The sequence below is a fragment of the Pseudoalteromonas sp. 2CM39R genome (genome assembly GCF_023161845.1).
On the sequence record NZ_JALNTM010000004.1, the window covers coordinates 207,519 to 224,131 of the forward strand.

Consider the following 16,613-nt stretch of genomic DNA (forward strand, 5'->3'; position numbering starts at 1 on the left):
ATTTTTAAAAAGCGTAAATTTAATCTTTCCTTAGTTGATTTTTACAAATTTCAACTTAACCGAATGATCAAAGGTTAATGCCTACTAACACAATTACGTTATCCCAACGTTATCCACAATCAGAGCGGTTTCTGTCCCTTGCAAAAGATCACAGACCACACTATCTTGTGATCTCTAATTTGAACAACACCAGATATTGTGGCTAAATGTTATTCAATTAAATTTACCTATGCGGTAGAAATAACAATAAAAGAATAGGCACTGGGCGTTTTAAGTGCACTCATTGGTCAAAAATATTTAATTCCCAAGGAATACAGGCAAAACTATGAACCAACAGTTATCTGTAAGCAAACGTGACGGCCGTAAAGAGCCACTTGATCTAGACAAGATCCATCGCGTTATTGAATGGGCCGCCGAAGGTTTAAACAACGTTTCGGTTTCACAAGTTGAACTTAAATCACATATTCAATTTTATGACGGTATTCGTACTAAAGACATTCATGAGACGATTATCAAAGCCGCTGCGGATCAGATCTCAAAAGAATCACCTGATTATCAGTATCTTGCTGCTCGTTTAGCTGTATTCCATTTACGCAAAAAAGCGTATGGTCAATTTGAGCCACCGCGTCTTTTTGACCACGTTACTAACATGGTTGAACAAAAACGCTACGACGCCCATTTGCTTGTTGATTACACAGAGCAAGAACTTGATGAACTAGATACTTACTTAGATCATTCACGCGATCTTAACTTTAGCTACGCAGCAGTAAAGCAGCTTGAAGGTAAATACTTAGTACAAAACCGTGTAACCGGTGAAATTTACGAAAGCGCGCAGTTTTTATATATATTAGTAGCAGCAAGCTTATTCTCAGATTATCCACGTGAAACACGTATTGATTACATCAAACGTTTTTACGATGCGGTTTCACTATTTAAAATTTCTTTACCTACACCAATTATGTCGGGTGTGCGTACGCCAACGCGTCAGTTTAGCTCATGTGTACTGATTGAGTGTGGCGACAGCTTAGATTCAATTAATGCGACTTCATCAGCCATTGTTAAATACGTTTCTCAACGTGCTGGTATTGGTATAAATGCCGGACGTATTCGTGCATTAGGTAGCCCTATTCGTAACGGCGAAGCGTACCACACAGGCTGTATCCCGTTTTATAAGCACTTTCAAACAGCGGTTAAAAGCTGTTCGCAAGGCGGTGTACGTGGCGGTGCAGCTACTTTATTCTACCCGCTTTGGCACTTAGAAGTAGAAAACCTGCTGGTACTTAAAAATAACCGTGGTGTTGATGATAACCGCGTACGTCACCTAGATTATGGTGTGCAGTTTAATAAACTAATGTATTCGCGTTTGATCAAAGATGATTACATCACGTTATTCAGCCCATCTGATGTGCCTGGCCTTTACGATGCATTTTTTGAAGACCAAGACGAGTTTGACGCGCTATATGTAAAATATGAGCAAGACGAGTCAATTCGTAAAAAACGCATTAAAGCCATTGAACTGTTTTCTATGTTTGCTCAAGAACGCGCCAGCACCGGTCGTATTTACTTGCAGAACGTTGACCACTGTAATACACACAGTCCGTTTATCTCAAAAGTGGCGCCTATACGTCAATCTAACTTATGTTTAGAAATTGCGTTACCGACTAAGCCTCTTAGCAACGTGAATGACGAAGAAGGTGAAATTGCACTTTGTACATTATCTGCGTTTAACTTAGGTGCTATTGAGTCTTTAGATGAACTAGAAGAGTTAGCAGAGCTTGCAGTACGTGCACTTGATAACCTACTTGATTTCCAAGACTACCCTGTACCTGCAGCTAAAAATGCCACTATGGGGCGTCGTACGCTAGGCATAGGTGTTATTAACTACGCTTATTACTTAGCTAAAAACGGTAAGCGTTATTCAGATGGCAGCGCAAATGCACTCACGCACAAAACGTTTGAAGCAATTCAGTACTACCTAATGAAGGCATCTAACGAACTTGCTAAAGAGCGTGGAGCATGTCCTAAATTTAATGAAACTACGTACTCGCAAGGTATTATGCCAACCGATACGTACAAACGTGATTTAGACAAGATTTGTGATGAACCACTGCACCTTGATTGGGATACATTACGTGCCAGCATAAAAGAGCATGGTATGCGTAACTCAACGCTGAGCGCATTAATGCCATCAGAAACATCATCTCAAATCTCAAATGCAACCAATGGTATTGAGCCACCACGTGGCCATATTAGTGTTAAAGCAAGTAAAGACGGTATTTTAAAGCAAGTTGTTCCTGACTACGAACGCCTTAAAGATAACTACGAATTACTGTGGGATATTCCATCAAACGATGGTTACTTACAATTAGTAGGCATAATGCAGAAATTTATCGACCAAACAATTTCAGCAAATACTAATTATGATCCAAATAGATACGAAGGCGGTAGAGTACCTATGAAAGTCTTATTAAAAGACTTACTTGGTGCATACAAACTAGGTGTTAAAACACTTTACTACCATAATACCCGCGATGGCGCATCAGATGCTCAAGAAGACACTCCAGAAGTGGAAGATGATGATTGTGCAGGCGGCGCGTGTAAAATTTAATAGTTAAACTTAAAGCGGGCGCCTTGCCCGCTTTGTCCTGATAGTTTTAGTGATAGTTTTTTGAGTGATAAACATGTCTTATACTACTTTTAGCAGAAATCATAATAACCAAATGCAAGAGCCAATGTTTTTTGGTCAAACCGTTAACGTGTCACGTTACGATCAACAAAAATACCCTATTTTTGAAAAACTAATTGAAAAACAATTGTCTTTCTTTTGGCGACCTGAAGAAGTTGATGTAAGTAAAGACCGTTTAGACTTTCAAGCGCTTCCCGAACACGAAAAGCATATATTTTTAAGCAACTTAAAATACCAAACGTTGCTTGATAGTGTTCAAGGCCGCTCACCTAACGTAGCATTACTTCCTATCGTATCAATTCCTGAACTAGAAACATGGATTGAGACATGGGCGTTTAGTGAAACTATTCATAGTCGTTCATACACCCATATTATTCGTAACGTAACTCAAGCGCCCGAACTCATTTTTGATGACATTGTTAGCAATGACAAAATTAGTGAGCGTGCCGATGCGGTAACTACTTATTATGATGACCTAATCAATTCTGTATCGCTTTACAACCTATACGGTGAAGGCAAACACGAAATTAATGGCCAAACCGTAGTCGTTAATTTATTTGAGCTGAAAAAGAAATTGTACCTGGCCATGATGTCAGTGAACATCCTTGAAGCTATTCGCTTTTATGTGAGCTTTGCCTGTTCATTTGCGTTTGCAGAGCGTGAATTGATGGAAGGTAATGCTAAAATTATAAAGCTTATTGCCCGCGATGAAGCACTTCATCTTTCAGGTACTCAGCATATTTTAAATATCATGCAAGATGGCAAAGATGACCCTGAAATGGCGATTGTTGCCGCACAATGCCGTGAAGAAGCAATTAAGATGTTTGTTGAAGCCGCAGAGCAAGAGAAAGAATGGGCCGAGTACCTATTCAAAGATGGCTCGATGATTGGTTTGAATAAACACATTCTATGTCAGTACGTTGAATACATTACCAATGCGCGTATGACCGCGATTGGTCTACCTGCACAGTTTGAAAACAACAGTAACCCTATTCCGTGGATCAACTCATGGTTAGTGTCTGACAATGTGCAAGTTGCTCCTCAAGAGGCTGAAATAAGCTCATACTTAGTTGGTCAGATTGATTCACAAGTAGATGCCGATGAATTTGGTGACTTTGATTTATAATGACTGATAGAACGACTGCAAGTATCACGCTTGCAGATAACAGCCAGCGCATTGATTTTGCCGCTGGCTGCCCTTCTCTTTTACATTGCCTAGAATCAAATAAGATTGATGCCGCTTACCAATGCCGTGAGGGATATTGCGGTGCGTGTCGAGCAACACTTGTCTCTGGTGAAGTTAATTACAATGAAGAGCCGTTAGCGTTTGTTCGTGATGGTGAAATACTCTTGTGTTGCTGCAAACCAAATGGTGATATCAGTATTAATTTAAAGTAACTAACTCACATTAAGCGTATTTAACAGCACGAGAATAATATATAACAGCTAGGTTTGTACCAAACCTAGCTGTCGTGTTTTTAAACTCAAACACGCCTACTAATACAGTGTTATTTACTCTGAATATTCTGCAGGCACAAATCGGTAATGGCCCGTAATTGTATACGCAAAAAGCATATCGCTCATTTCTGGTCCACGACCAATATTATGCACAATAAGCGGGTTGCCGCTGCCCTGTTCTATTTCATTAACGACCATACCAATATGCGGTAAATTACCTGGCAGCATCCAAGTCACTATGTCACCGGCTTTATAATCCTCTGCATTAAGCGATTTAGTTAACACTTTTGCATGGCGCTCAAAGTAAACTTGTAAGTTAGGAACACGTCGATGATCAATATTTTTATCTGGCTTGGTTAATCCCCAAATACGCTTAGAAGGATATGCACGAAAATTGTTCTGCATGTCTTCATGTACTAGTTTTTGCAAATCAATATCAAGCTGTCGGTACGACCTAATTAAAACATCGGTACACACACCAATATTAGCGGGCACATCACCACCGGGGTACTCAAGTTTATGATAGGCACCATCGTAAGTTACTGGTTGTGTTGTTCTATAGATTAATGCATTAACGATATCATCATCAAAAGAGCTCGCCTGCACATGAAAAGTAAATAGAGCTAGTGAATAAAACAAAAAACGTGACATATAAATTCCTTTTATAATAGTAATTAACTAAAGCTGTTGCGTAATGTAGTCAGGAATATTAAATTTATTTCCATTACTGGTATAGTGCGCATCAAGTCCATAGGCCATTATTTCAAGCGGAGCATCATTGTAACCAAACGTTTGGATTTCATTGATGTAGCGCATTATAAAAGTGTGCGCACCGAGTTCACGCCATTGAACTACATGTGCAAGCTCATGAAAATGTACTCTTAAATTATCCACAGCGCTAGGTAATATATAATATGTATTTTTATAGGTTATTCCAGCTACATCCATATCAATAAAATTGCTTAAACCAAGTTCACGTAAACCTGTAAAGTCAGGTTTAGGTATTTTATCAACAACTACATAAAATGCAGTTTTCAAAAATTCATTTGGGTAAAAGCCCTCAAACTCGTTAGCAAATTTTTCACAGCATATTCTTTTATGTGTATACTCGCTATTCGTTTTATCAATCCATTGTTCTATTTGCGCTAGCATTTTTTCTCCAAAAAATTACTCGGTAAGTTATTTATAAATATTTTATGAAGTTGAACTTTATCTTCTTCATAAAAAAGCGCCAAGTGTAAACTACTGGCGCTGATTATTAATAATTGCTATAAAGTTGCCTAACCTTCTTCTTCAACCAGTGACTCTAATAGCTCATGGATCTCTGACTTTAATTCTTTGTCTTCAATTTTATTCGCACTGACTTTAGCATCTTGTAGGTTTTTAATCGCCGCTTCTTTGTCACCCAGCTCAAGCTGTAAAGTAGCCATAGAAAATGCAACCGACGACATATGATCTTTGTTATTGATTTCAATCGACTTCTGTAATGCTTTTTCATAAGTCTCAATAGCGTCTTCTAGCTCTTCGGTAAAATCTGCTAAAGTTTCCCACTGTACAGGGTGATCTTTAGCGGTATTTTCGTTTTCAATACAAATTGCTTTGAGCTCTGCATATAAAGATTCGAATTGTTTAGTATCATTCTTATTGGCAGCTGCCATCAGCTTTTCTGCTAAATCGTGAACCGCTTTGTATACTTTAGTATTCATAATTACTCGCTATCTTAATTAATGCGCCTTTTTAATTTTTTACAGCGCTGTATCCGAAACATATGTCTTAATAGTACATTATTATTAAGCGCCGCGTTGTTACAAAAGTATTATAAGCAACAATAAACGCTGTTTAGTTTATTGACGTGGATATTAGGGTGCTACACTTAATGCCTACTATAAAAAGCAACAGTTAATATCTACCCTATGCAAAATTGCAATCAATGCGGTAAGTGCTGCACAAAATACGGTGCGGCAGATTTAGATACTAATCAGGATGAAATTCAAATGTGGGCGTTATTCAACCCTGAAATATTTCAATACGTTAAAAACGATAAATTATGGTTTGACCCAACAACGGGTGAGCAATTAACGCAATGCCCATTTTTAGAGCTTGCCAATAAAGCATCTCCTGAAGAAAAAGATAAATATACTTGCAGTATTTATCATGACCGACCCCAAGATTGCAGGCATTATCCAAGCTTAATTTCAGAAATGATAAACGATGAATGTGAAATGCTTGAACCAGTTGATAAGCAAAATCATTTTAGAGCACAAAAAAAGTTAGACATACTGATGATAGACAGCCGCTCCTAAATTTAACTGTAATAATGCCGTGCTAAATTAAATTTATCGCTCTCTTGTGTTATTCAACGCAAATTTTAAAGTTATAGTATAACATTGTTGATAGCATAATTTTGTAGTGTTATATTATATCACAACATAACAACCACGAATTGAAGTAATTATGACTAAGCTAACACTCATATCCTCAGCACTACTGTCTGTTTTGTGTTCTCACTCTGCACTTGCAGCGACGATTAACGGCACGGTAACAGATACAAAAAAGCAACCCATTGCCAATGCCACGATTCATGTTCATGGTAAGTCAAAAAGCGTGCAAAGTAATGCACAAGGCCAGTTTAGTATCGACATAGATGCTAAAAGTCAATTACATATCAGTAAAGATAACTACCTAGATTCTCGTATATCGCTTGAAAATACAGACAACACTATTAATGTTACTTTAAAGCCAACTTCGGTTGAAACTGTTGTTGTATATGCCTCAGCCCTGCATAAAAATAGCTTAGAAATGATTTCACCAGTAAGTGTGCTATCAGGCGATGAGCTAAAAAATAAAGCTAAGCCGACGCTAGGTGAGACACTTAAAGGCATACCTGGCGTTAATGCTAGTTATTTTGGCCCTGTTTCATCAAGTCCGATTATCCGCGGCCTAGGTGGTCCTCGAGTTAAAATTACTCAAAATGGTTTGGATAGCAGCGATGCGTCTCGCATTGGACCTGATCACGCTACATCAAGTGACAGCCTAGCGGCAGAGCAAATTGAAGTGTTACGTGGCCCAAGCACCCTACTTTATGGCTCTGGTGCTATTGGCGGTGTAGTGAATGTGGTTGATAACCGTATTCCAACCAATAACATTGACTCTTTATCTGGGGCAGCACAATACACGCACGATACAGTTTCAAATGCGAATACATTCGCAGCAAAACTAGAAACTGGCAGCGATAACTTTAATTTCCATTTTGATGGTACTAAACGCAGCGGTGATGATTACCAAACACCTCGTTTTAATTTACCGGATGAACATGAAGAAGGTGAAGTACATGTTGAAGGCGATGAAGAAACAGCTACTTCAGTTGAAAATACCTTTATAGACAGTGAAACAGTTAATTTTGGTACTAGCTATGTGGGTGAGCATTTAACCGTTGGATTTTCATACGGTAATATCGAAACAGACTATGGTATTCCAGGCCATTCACATGCTCATCATGAACACGATCATGCACATGAAGAAGCAGGCGAGCATGAAGAACACGAAGGTGAAGAACACGAAGGTGAAGAACATGCAGAAACACCTGTTTATGCTCATTTAGAGCAAGACCGTTGGCAGGGGCTGGTAAGTTATGCGTTTCATGATAACTGGATTGAGTCTATTAACCTACGTGTTGGTTACACAGACTATACCCATAGTGAAATTGAAGACGGCGCTATTGGCACCACTTTTAGTAATGAAACCACTGAAGCACGTTTCAACGTAGAGCACCAATTAGGCCAATGGCATGGCATGATTGGCTATCACTATAGTGAGTCTGATTATGACGCGATTGGTGAAGAAGCGTTTACACCTGCAAGTATCACGACGACTCATGCGCTATATTTACTTGAAGAACGCACATTTGGTGACGTCACCGTAGAACTTGGCGCCCGTTTAGAAGATTATGAGATAAAAAGTGATGTGGATACGCATCAGCATAGCCATAATGACGAACCTGTATCAGCAGATGAAACTGTTAACTACACCCAAAGCTTTACTAATCTAAGTGCCTCAGCAGGTGCGATTTGGGAGTATATGCCAAGTCACAACCTAGCCGTTAGCTTATCACATTCAGAGCGTGCACCGCTTTCAGCTGAGCTACTCTCTAATGGTGTGCATATTGCTACCGGAACTTACGAACTTGGCTTGGGTTACCATATTGAAGGTAACGAAGCGCATTTTGAGCCTGAAGAAATTAAACAAGAAACATCAACTAATCTAGATATTAGTTTACGTCGCTTTAGTGGAGATTTTGGTTACACTGTCAACTTTTTCTATAACGACATTAAAAGCTTTTATTATCAGCAAAACACAGGATTAGTGTTTGATGAAATGGATGGTTTTGAACCTGCTGCCATTGGTCATAGTGACGCAATTGATGTTTATCAGTTCACAAGTAAAGATGCTGAGCTGTATGGTTTTGAATTTGATGTACATTACCAAATAAACCCCAGCGCCATGGTAAAAGTATTTGGTGATTCTACTCGCGCCAAACTAAAAGATAATGAAGGAAATTTACCACGCATTCCTGCTAATAAATTGGGTTCAGAACTGCAATACACCCTAGGTAGCGCACAATTTACCTTAACAGGAACACATTATTTTGAGCAAAATGATATTAGTGCATACGAAACAGCAACAGATGGCTATACATTGATTGATTTACAAGCCAATTATCAGCTTGATTTAGGTGCCGTTGACACACAGCTTTACCTAAGTGTTGATAACATTACTGATGAACTTGGTTTTGTACACAGCTCGTTTATTAAAGACACCGCGCCACTTCCTGGTCGTAACTTCCAATTTGGAGTAAGAGGCTACTTTTAAACAAAGATCAGTTTAATGAGACAATAAAAAACCGCATTCATATTAATGAATGCGGTTTTTTCATAACTAAAATGTTATGTACGTTCTAATTAAAGAATTGCGTGTAACTCAACGTCGAATACAAGTGTTGAGTAAGGTGCGATTGCTGCACCGGCACCACGTTCACCATAAGCAAGCTCATGAGGAACGTATAAACGCCACTTAGTACCTACTGGCATCATTTGTAATGCTTCAGTCCAACCTTTGATCACGCCGCCCACTGGGAATTCAGCAGGTTGACCGCGCTCGTATGAGCTGTCAAAAACAGTACCGTTTACTAAAGTACCGTGGTAATCAACACGTACTGTAGACTCAGCAGTTGGCTTCTCGCCTTCACCTGTTGCAAGTACTTCGTACTGAAGACCTGACTCAGTTACTGTAATTTCAGGACGTTTTGCGTTTTCTTCTAAAAATGCAATGCCTTCAGCAGCGAGTACTTTAGCTTCTTCTTCACGACGAGCTTGGATCTCTTCGTTAATTTTTTCAAATGCAGCTTGGATCTCAGGGATCTCAACTTGAAAAGCACTGCCTGCATACGCATCTTTCATGCCTTCAAATACTGAATTTAAGTTTAAACCTTCAAAAGGATTAGCCTTAAGTTGCTCACCCATTTGTAAGCCAATACCGTAACTTGCTTTTTCAGCATCTGTAGTAAAATTATCTGACATAATGTGTTATTCACGTTTTGTTAGTTAAAAGACCCGTATATGCTATCACAAAATAAAAGGTCTTTGGTGCTAGTTTTTATTGAGTTTTTCTTTAATTAAACCAATAGCAAAGGTACACACAGGCAAACTGAGCAAAATTCCAACAAGTAAGCTCATCGACAATAATCCAGCCACACCGACCAGTAAAAGAGGCACAGCTACTAAACCGATAATGCCAATATAAAACGCGCCCCATACAGGCCAATAATTATCGTATTTTGTAATTAAATGTCCCGATAAAATATTAAACCCGATGCCATATAATAAGGTCATTATTAGTGCGTCGTCTGGATATGCATCAATAGCCATTTTTTGTAATAACGATATGGCGCTTTGGTAACAATAACCAAACACAGTCCATAGAAGAATGTGCTTAAGTAAACGTTTAGAAAAGGATAATTCCGGGGACTGTGACATTATAAAGCTCCAGATAGCAAAAAACCGCCAATAAGGCGGTTTTTTAAATAATGGTGGAGAGATAGGGATTTGAACCCTAGAGGGGCTATAAACCCCTGCCGGTTTTCAAGACCGGTGCATTCGACCACTCTGCCATCTCTCCGTACGGCGCGCATAATAAGATCATACGCTTAGCTTGTAAAGCCCTATTTTAATAAAACCGGCTAAATAGTTAAATATAAACCGCTTTAGTTATCAATTAGCCATTATTAGTAATATTGCTTAGGCCTACGAGCAATCCAAGAGCACACTAAACAGACCAGTAAGCTGGCTGTTAAAAATGCAATACTTTGAAATATTAAATCGAAGCGATTAAGGTCATCGCTCGGGATCACAACCAATACAAATGAAGGCAGTACAGTGAACAGTAAAACATAACAACATATTTTAAAAGCTCTGCCAAAATCAAACCGTTTCGATTGTTGCATCCACCAAGTTAGCAATACCAGCACCCCTATTGCTGAAGCAGCAATAAAATGCTCAGCTTGAGTGCTCATTGCAACATAAAATGTCGCAAGCGCGCCAAATACACCCCAGATTGACCAAGCAAACCAGTTTTCTTTTTCACGTAAAAATAAATTTCCCATCATTTTCGTCTTCTTTATCGTTATTATTGGTAAGACTTTCCATACATTACCAAAAAACAACCGATTAAAAAACAAACTGAAGAAGATTTATTACGTTTAGTGCTTCCGTGCGCTTCTCGCAGCTACAATATTAACCGCAGCAGTGTAACACGATTAACTTAATGAATTATGACTATATTGAATATAAAAAGTTCATACTATTTCTACAAAAAACTAAAATAATTTTCTGGTTTGTGCCTTGGTGACTTTTTGCATTCAATTGCCGGCGTCCCTAAATATAAATAACCGACTATTTCATCATCATCATTTAAGTTAAGCGCCTGTTTAACACTGGGGCTTTGTGCAAAGTAACCCGTACGCCAAATACCGCCTAACCCCTGAGCGAATGCGGCTTGTTGCATTGCCAATACGCCACAACCTGCGCTTTGTACTTGTTCAATTCTAGGAACTTTTGGGTGTGGTTGATATTTTGCAATCGCAATAATAATCATGGGTGCTCTAAGCGGTAACTCCTTAGCGCGATTAATTACTTTTTCAGCCTGCTGCTCTGCTATAGCGCTTTGATAATAAATTTCACCTAACTTATGACGCGCATCACCTTGAACAATAATATATTGCCACGGTGCAATACAGCCATGATCGGGCACTCTCAACCCAGCCTGCTGAATAATGTTTAACTGCTCTTCATTAGGCCCTGGCGCTGTCAATTTTGCATCAGATTGGCGAGTGAGTAAAAGCTCAATAGCATCCATAGTGTGCTCTCAAAATTCAAAACGTAAGAGTAACATTTATAAGTAAAAAATAAACACTGCAGGGTTAAAACTACCAAGCAGATAAAATTAATGAAGCGAGTGTTTATATCCTAGTAACTATTGATGTAGGCACCGCGTTTAAACCAATAATCTAGGCTTACAAAACGCCCACCTCCCGTAAAGAATAAGCTAAGTAACATGGCAAAATAAATAGCAGAAAATTCGATGCCGTTATTTAGTATTGATGGTTTACCTTTTTCGTATAGGTAATCTTCAAAGCCATATTCTTCAACTAAGCTGCGAATTTTACCTATGCGGACTTGTACTTCTTTTGAATTTTCAAGGCTTTCTTTGGCACCAGGGACTGATAGCCAATCAAGTACTTGGGCGGCACTTGTTTGTGGATTTGTTGGCGCTATAGCAAACCAGCCGTTATGCCAGTGTACTGTTGTTGCAGCTACCACCATTGTAAACATAAGTGGAATACTCACTAATCGCGTAAATAAACCAATAAGTAAAAACCAACCTCCTAAAAACTCACTCCAACCGGCTAAAAAAGCCAGCAAATCAGGAAACGGTAATCCTAATCCCCAGTCACTATTGCCAAACCACTGAACGACATCATCAGAGGCTAAAAACTGGTTAAAAAAACCATTAGTATCGCCACTTATTGCGAGTTTGTTATAGCCTGCAATAATCATTACAGGCGCTAGAATCAAGCGAAAAAGCAAAGCAGGCAAACCATCCAATAAAAATAATTTACCTATAATATTGTCATAAAGCGTAATTAATTTAATCATGCGCACTCTTGTATGTTCATTGTTTATTAAGTTATAGACTATAAACAAACATGACCGCGCACAGAGCTAAATTATTTCGCCCTTAAAGATTAAATTTGCCTTGCTACTTGTAACGCTTCGAATATTGCGCGTTTAGCATCAATAGCAGCAGCGAGTTTAGCGCCACCAATAACATGTACTTTGGCGTCCTCTGCTTGTGTCTTAAATAACTCGTCGTTAGACACTTGACCAATACAGGCAATAACCGTATCGACTGGCAGTACTTGAGTTTCACCAGCAACACTAATGGTTAGGCCGTTTTTATCAAAACTATGGTATTGGCAATCTGCAATTTGTTTAACACCATGTTGTTTGGCAACTTGACGATGGATCCAACCAGTAGTTTTACCTAAGTCACCACCAAAGCGCCCTGCACTGCGTTTTAGCATATAGAGTTGACGTTCATCTTTATGCGGCTGAGGTTCACACTCTATGCCCCATTGGGTTTTAAAGTCGCTGATGCTTTGTGATTTGTGTTCACTTAAAAATGCCACCATATCAAAACCAATACCGCCTGCGCCTAATATAGCAATAGAATTACCCAGCTCTACTTCACCGCGTATAACTTCATCGTAAGCAAATACACGCTTATCATCGCTGCATTTAATCGTAGCTTCACGTGGTCTTACACCAGTTGCAAATACCACATCATCAAACTCAGCTAGCATACTGTCACTAAATGCTTTACCTAATTCAATGGTTACATTTAGACGCTTAAGTTCATTACTAAAATAAGCTAATGTATGATTGAAGTCTTCTTTACCAGGTATTTGCATAGCTAAATTGAATTGCCCACCCATATGTTGCTTTTGGTCAATCAAGGTTACATTGTGCCCTTTTTGCGCTAAGTAACAGCTAGACGATAAACCTGCAGGCCCTGCGCCAACCACTAATACATTTTTAGCTTTCTCTGCTTTTTCTAACGGGTAATCAAGCTCAAAACCTGCTTGTGGATTTACTAAACAGGTAGCGCGCTTACCTTTAAATACATGATCTAAACAACCCTGATTACAACCAATACAAATATTAATATGCTCAGATTGCTTAGCCGCGTATTTATTAAAAAATTCAGGATCAGCTAATAATGGACGCGCCATAGAAATTAAATCAGCTTCGCCAGCATTTAAAATATCATTAGCAATCTCTGGGGTATTAATGCGGTTTACCGCAATAACAGGCACGCTAATAACATCTTTTAAACGCTTTGACGCTTCTTTAAATGCACCCGGTGGCACCATACTCGCAATTGTGGGTACGCGCGCTTCATGCCAACCAATTCCGGTATTAAAAATATCAACACCCGCTTTTTCAAGTGCAACCGCTTGTTGAGTTACTTCATCAGGGGTTGAACCATTAGGGATTAAATCTATAACGGAGAGTCTAAAAATAATTAAAAATTTATCCGATACTTTTGCTCTTACTGCTTTTACAATTTCAACGGCTAAACGCATTCTGTTTTCAAGGCTGCCGCCAAATTCGTCGTTTCGTTTATTAGTATGCGGTGCCATAAACTCATTAATCAAATAACCTTCTGAGCCCATTACTTCCACGCCATCGTAACCAGCCTTTTCAGCCAAATAAGCCGAGTGAGCAAAATCTTTAATCGTTTTCTTAATTGAACTTAAAGACATTTCCTTTGGTTTATATGGATTAATCGGAGCTTTTATAGCACTTGGTGCCTGATTAAAAGGGTGATACGCATAACGCCCAGCATGTAATAATTGCAAACATATTTTACCACCATGTTGATGAACAGCTTGCGTATATGCACGATGCTTAAATACATCGTAATAACTATTAAATGATGAAGAAATAGGCGTTAACTTACCGCGTAAGTTAGGGCTGTAGCCTCCGGTAATAAGCATCGCAGTGCCACCTTTGGCACGTGCTTCATAAAAGGCACGAAGGCGTTTGCGATTGTGCCAACCTTCTTCAAGGCCGGTATGCATTGATCCCATTACTAAACGGTTGCGTAGTTGTGTGTGTTTTAGTTCTAGTTTTTGTTCTAACATCCTGTGCCCCAATAACTGGTCTAACCTGTGTGTTTGTTCAATTCTGCTTTAATGACGCAGAATAAGCAATATACGAGCAGCTTAAACTTAAACTTTTTAATTTGAAACACCCTAAATAATCTTGTTTTATGTATAACTGTTAATTGTAAAATACGGCTAAAAGTGACATAAACATTCGTATAATCATAAGTGTAATTGAATTTATAAATGTTTCGTTACGATTTAGCAGTTAAATTAATTTATATTCTAAGCTACTATGGCAATAACGTTTTAGCTGTACGAATTTAAGGAGCTATTTTGATAGCGAAGGTATTTAAAGGTATATGGACAGGGATTAACTTCTCGCGTCGTTTAGTACTAAATTTATTATTTTTATTTTTGGTTATCATTTTCATTGTCTCAGTATCAAGTGACGGCGATAAAATCATTGTCGAAGAGGGTTCTGTCCTCAGGCTCAACCTAAACGGTCCTATTGTGGAAGAAAAAACCTACGTAGACCCTATAGAAGCGGCCATTAATGATGCAACAGCAAGCGCTGATACGCCTACTGAAATACTGCTTGATGATGTCATTGAAGTAATCAATGAGGCGTCACAAGACTCTCGTATCAGCGCAATTTTGCTTGATTTACAAGAAATGCCAAAAGCGCACTTAAATAAGCTTAAGCAAATTACAAAAGCACTTGATACATTTAAAGCAACTGGAAAAAAAGTAATTGCCTCAGGCTATTACTATACCCAAGCGCAATATTACATTGCCGCGCATGCAGACGAAATTGCGATGCACCCTTATGGTAGTGTGCTTATTGAAGGCTACGGTATGTACCCGCTTTACTTCAAAGATGCATTAGAAAAATTAGAAGTCACTCAGCATATATTTCGTGTAGGTACCTTCAAATCTGCCGTTGAGCCGTTTATCAGAAACAATATGTCAGAAGCAGCTAAAGAAGCAAACCGCGTATGGTTAGGTGCTTTATGGAACGAATATAAGCAAGATGTAAGTGCGGTGCGTCCATTTAACGAATCAAATTTTGATGAAACAATGGATACTTATTTAGCCAAAATGCAGGCTGCCAATGGTGATGCGGGTAAATACGCGCTGGATAATAAATGGGTTGATTCTCTCAAAACTAATCAACAAATTCGTCAACAATTAATTGATCTAGTTGGCGCTGAGGAAGATGGTAAAACATTTAAACAAGTGTCTTTTGGTGAATACTTAAGCTTAGTTAAGCCGCCAATTGAGTTTGATAACCCAATGACAGAAAAAGTCGCTGTGGTTGTAGCTAAAGGTACTATCGTAGACGGTGAGCGTCGTGCCGGTGAGATTGGCGGTGATTCAACAGCTGCACTATTACGCAAGGCACGCCTTGACGATAAAGTAAAAGCAGTCGTGTTACGTATTGATTCTGGCGGTGGCAGCATGTTTGCCTCTGAAGTTATTCGTGCTGAAGTATTGGCGCTTAAGGCCGCAGGTAAACCAGTCATTGCTTCAATGAGCTCAGTAGCTGCATCAGGTGGTTATTGGATTGCATCAGCGGCAAATGAGATTTGGGCAGCACCTAGTACGATTACCGGCTCAATCGGTGTATTTGGTACCTTTATGACCTTTGAAGATACCTTAGCTAAAATCGGTGTTTACTCTGATGGTGTAGCGACTACAGAAATGGCCGGTTTTTCAATAACTCGTCCACTAAATGAAAAAATGGCACAAGTAATTCAAATGAGTGTTGAAGAAGCTTATGAACGTTTTTTAAATGTGGTTGCCGATGCGCGTAATATGACCCCTGAGCAAGTTGATAAAATTGCCCAAGGCCGCGTTTGGATTGCATCGCAAGCTCAAGAGCTTGGTTTAGTTGACAAGCTGGGTAACAAGCAAGACGCTATCAAAGCGGCTGCAGAGCTTGCTAAACTTAACTTCTATGAAGTTAAAACAATTAAACAATCACTTAGCCCTCAAGAACAAATGCTCCAAGATATTTTTGGTAGCGCCGCGGTTAAATCAGTGCTTGGACTTGAAACACAAAAATCAGCAGTACTAGCTAGTCAAGCTAACCTGCAAAGCGTGATTAAGCAATTAAGCAGCGAAGTAGAAAACCTGAAAGATTATAACGATCCACAAGGTGTTTACGCGCGCTGTTTAGAATGTACAGTTTCACAATAATGCCCTAACAGGCTGTATTGATTAGCACTTAGCGTTATACTAAGC

General features: G+C 39.0%; 15 protein-coding genes and 1 tRNA gene. 6 read left to right on the forward strand and 10 right to left on the reverse strand.

Translation table 11 applies throughout. The features are described 5' to 3' along the window. The first annotated feature begins 325 nt into the window (after positions 1 to 325). The 3 genes from nrdA (at position 326) to yfaE (ending at position 4,084) form a co-directional block, all read left to right on the forward strand. Positions 326 to 2,608, forward strand: a complete 2,283-nt coding sequence (nrdA, locus tag MTF66_RS11330) for a class 1a ribonucleoside-diphosphate reductase subunit alpha (protein WP_010389918.1) — start codon at positions 326 to 328, stop codon at positions 2,606 to 2,608. A gap of 73 nt (positions 2,609 to 2,681) precedes the next feature. Next, positions 2,682 to 3,812, forward strand: a complete 1,131-nt coding sequence (nrdB, locus tag MTF66_RS11335) for a class Ia ribonucleoside-diphosphate reductase subunit beta (protein WP_010389917.1) — start codon at positions 2,682 to 2,684, stop codon at positions 3,810 to 3,812. Next, positions 3,812 to 4,084: a class I ribonucleotide reductase maintenance protein YfaE gene (gene yfaE / locus MTF66_RS11340; RefSeq protein ID WP_076919572.1), complete on the forward strand. Its 273-nt coding sequence runs from the start codon at positions 3,812 to 3,814 to the stop codon at positions 4,082 to 4,084. The genes nrdB and yfaE overlap by 1 nt, the downstream gene beginning before the upstream one ends. 114 nt (positions 4,085 to 4,198) lie before the next feature. Here yfaE and MTF66_RS11345 read toward each other — a convergent pair whose 3' ends face one another. The 3 genes from MTF66_RS11345 to MTF66_RS11355 form a co-directional block, all read right to left on the reverse strand. After that, positions 4,199 to 4,795 (reverse strand): DUF1287 domain-containing protein, encoded by a 597-nt coding sequence (locus MTF66_RS11345; RefSeq protein WP_248527272.1) that lies wholly within the window; start codon positions 4,793 to 4,795, stop codon positions 4,199 to 4,201. Positions 4,796 to 4,822: 27 nt separating this feature from the next. After that, positions 4,823 to 5,296: a hypothetical protein gene (locus MTF66_RS11350; RefSeq protein ID WP_248527273.1), complete on the reverse strand. Its 474-nt coding sequence runs from the start codon at positions 5,294 to 5,296 to the stop codon at positions 4,823 to 4,825. A 128-nt stretch (positions 5,297 to 5,424) separates the two neighbouring features. Further along, positions 5,425 to 5,850, reverse strand: coding sequence for a tetratricopeptide repeat protein (locus MTF66_RS11355; protein ID WP_010389912.1), 426 nt, complete (start codon positions 5,848 to 5,850; stop codon positions 5,425 to 5,427). A 207-nt stretch (positions 5,851 to 6,057) separates the two neighbouring features. Between MTF66_RS11355 and MTF66_RS11360 the strand changes: the two genes are divergently transcribed. Together MTF66_RS11360 and MTF66_RS11365 are read left to right on the forward strand one after the other, a co-directional pair. After that, complete coding sequence (locus MTF66_RS11360; RefSeq protein ID WP_010389911.1) at positions 6,058 to 6,447, forward strand: YkgJ family cysteine cluster protein; 390 nt, start codon at positions 6,058 to 6,060, stop codon at positions 6,445 to 6,447. Positions 6,448 to 6,598: 151 nt separating this feature from the next. Beyond that, on the forward strand, positions 6,599 to 9,013 hold the full coding sequence (locus MTF66_RS11365; RefSeq protein WP_248527274.1) for a TonB-dependent receptor: 2,415 nt from the start codon (positions 6,599 to 6,601) through the stop codon (positions 9,011 to 9,013). 89 nt (positions 9,014 to 9,102) lie between these two features. Here the strand turns inward: MTF66_RS11365 and MTF66_RS11370 are convergent, their stop codons facing one another. From MTF66_RS11370 to MTF66_RS11400, 7 genes are all read right to left on the reverse strand, one after another. Further along, on the reverse strand, positions 9,103 to 9,720 hold the full coding sequence (locus MTF66_RS11370; RefSeq protein WP_008112467.1) for an FKBP-type peptidyl-prolyl cis-trans isomerase: 618 nt from the start codon (positions 9,718 to 9,720) through the stop codon (positions 9,103 to 9,105). A 69-nt stretch (positions 9,721 to 9,789) separates the two neighbouring features. After that, on the reverse strand, positions 9,790 to 10,113 hold the full coding sequence (locus MTF66_RS11375; RefSeq protein WP_010389909.1) for a hypothetical protein: 324 nt from the start codon (positions 10,111 to 10,113) through the stop codon (positions 9,790 to 9,792). Positions 10,114 to 10,227: 114 nt separating this feature from the next. Continuing rightward, positions 10,228 to 10,318, reverse strand: a tRNA-Ser gene (locus MTF66_RS11380). Positions 10,319 to 10,424: 106 nt separating this feature from the next. Continuing rightward, complete coding sequence (locus tag MTF66_RS11385; protein WP_308199976.1) at positions 10,425 to 10,802, reverse strand: hypothetical protein; 378 nt, start codon at positions 10,800 to 10,802, stop codon at positions 10,425 to 10,427. Between the two features lie 203 nt (positions 10,803 to 11,005). Further along, positions 11,006 to 11,554 carry an NAD(P)H nitroreductase gene (locus MTF66_RS11390; RefSeq protein WP_054200867.1) on the reverse strand — a complete coding sequence of 183 codons (549 nt, stop codon included), beginning with the start codon at positions 11,552 to 11,554 and terminating at the stop codon, positions 11,006 to 11,008. 110 nt (positions 11,555 to 11,664) lie between these two features. Beyond that, complete coding sequence (locus tag MTF66_RS11395; protein ID WP_248527276.1) at positions 11,665 to 12,354, reverse strand: DoxX family protein; 690 nt, start codon at positions 12,352 to 12,354, stop codon at positions 11,665 to 11,667. 89 nt (positions 12,355 to 12,443) lie between these two features. Further along, a complete protein-coding gene (locus tag MTF66_RS11400; RefSeq protein ID WP_248527277.1) occupies positions 12,444 to 14,405 on the reverse strand; it encodes an FAD-dependent oxidoreductase in 1,962 nt (653 codons plus the stop codon). Between the two features lie 297 nt (positions 14,406 to 14,702). Here MTF66_RS11400 and sppA point away from each other — a divergent pair, with 297 nt between their 5' ends. Continuing rightward, positions 14,703 to 16,568 (forward strand): signal peptide peptidase SppA, encoded by a 1,866-nt coding sequence (gene sppA / locus MTF66_RS11405; RefSeq protein WP_248527278.1) that lies wholly within the window; start codon positions 14,703 to 14,705, stop codon positions 16,566 to 16,568. Positions 16,569 to 16,613: the final 45 nt, after the last annotated feature.

Excerpts from the sequence above, each read along its gene's own strand:
- nrdA (WP_010389918.1), top strand. The coding sequence starts at position 326 with ATGAACCAACAGTTATCTGTAAGCAAACGTGACGGCCGTAAAGAGCCA.
- nrdB (WP_010389917.1), top strand. The coding sequence starts at position 2,682 with ATGTCTTATACTACTTTTAGCAGAAATCATAATAACCAAATGCAAGAG.
- yfaE (WP_076919572.1), top strand. The coding sequence starts at position 3,812 with ATGACTGATAGAACGACTGCAAGTATCACGCTTGCAGATAACAGCCAG.
- MTF66_RS11345 (WP_248527272.1), bottom strand. The coding sequence starts at position 4,795 with ATGTCACGTTTTTTGTTTTATTCACTAGCTCTATTTACTTTTCATGTG.
- MTF66_RS11350 (WP_248527273.1), bottom strand. The coding sequence starts at position 5,296 with ATGCTAGCGCAAATAGAACAATGGATTGATAAAACGAATAGCGAGTAT.
- MTF66_RS11355 (WP_010389912.1), bottom strand. The coding sequence starts at position 5,850 with ATGAATACTAAAGTATACAAAGCGGTTCACGATTTAGCAGAAAAGCTG.
- MTF66_RS11360 (WP_010389911.1), top strand. The coding sequence starts at position 6,058 with ATGCAAAATTGCAATCAATGCGGTAAGTGCTGCACAAAATACGGTGCG.
- MTF66_RS11365 (WP_248527274.1), top strand. The coding sequence starts at position 6,599 with ATGACTAAGCTAACACTCATATCCTCAGCACTACTGTCTGTTTTGTGT.
- MTF66_RS11370 (WP_008112467.1), bottom strand. The coding sequence starts at position 9,720 with ATGTCAGATAATTTTACTACAGATGCTGAAAAAGCAAGTTACGGTATT.
- MTF66_RS11385 (WP_308199976.1), bottom strand. The coding sequence starts at position 10,802 with ATGGGAAATTTATTTTTACGTGAAAAAGAAAACTGGTTTGCTTGGTCA.
- MTF66_RS11390 (WP_054200867.1), bottom strand. The coding sequence starts at position 11,554 with ATGGATGCTATTGAGCTTTTACTCACTCGCCAATCTGATGCAAAATTG.
- MTF66_RS11395 (WP_248527276.1), bottom strand. The coding sequence starts at position 12,354 with ATGATTAAATTAATTACGCTTTATGACAATATTATAGGTAAATTATTT.
- MTF66_RS11400 (WP_248527277.1), bottom strand. The coding sequence starts at position 14,405 with ATGTTAGAACAAAAACTAGAACTAAAACACACACAACTACGCAACCGT.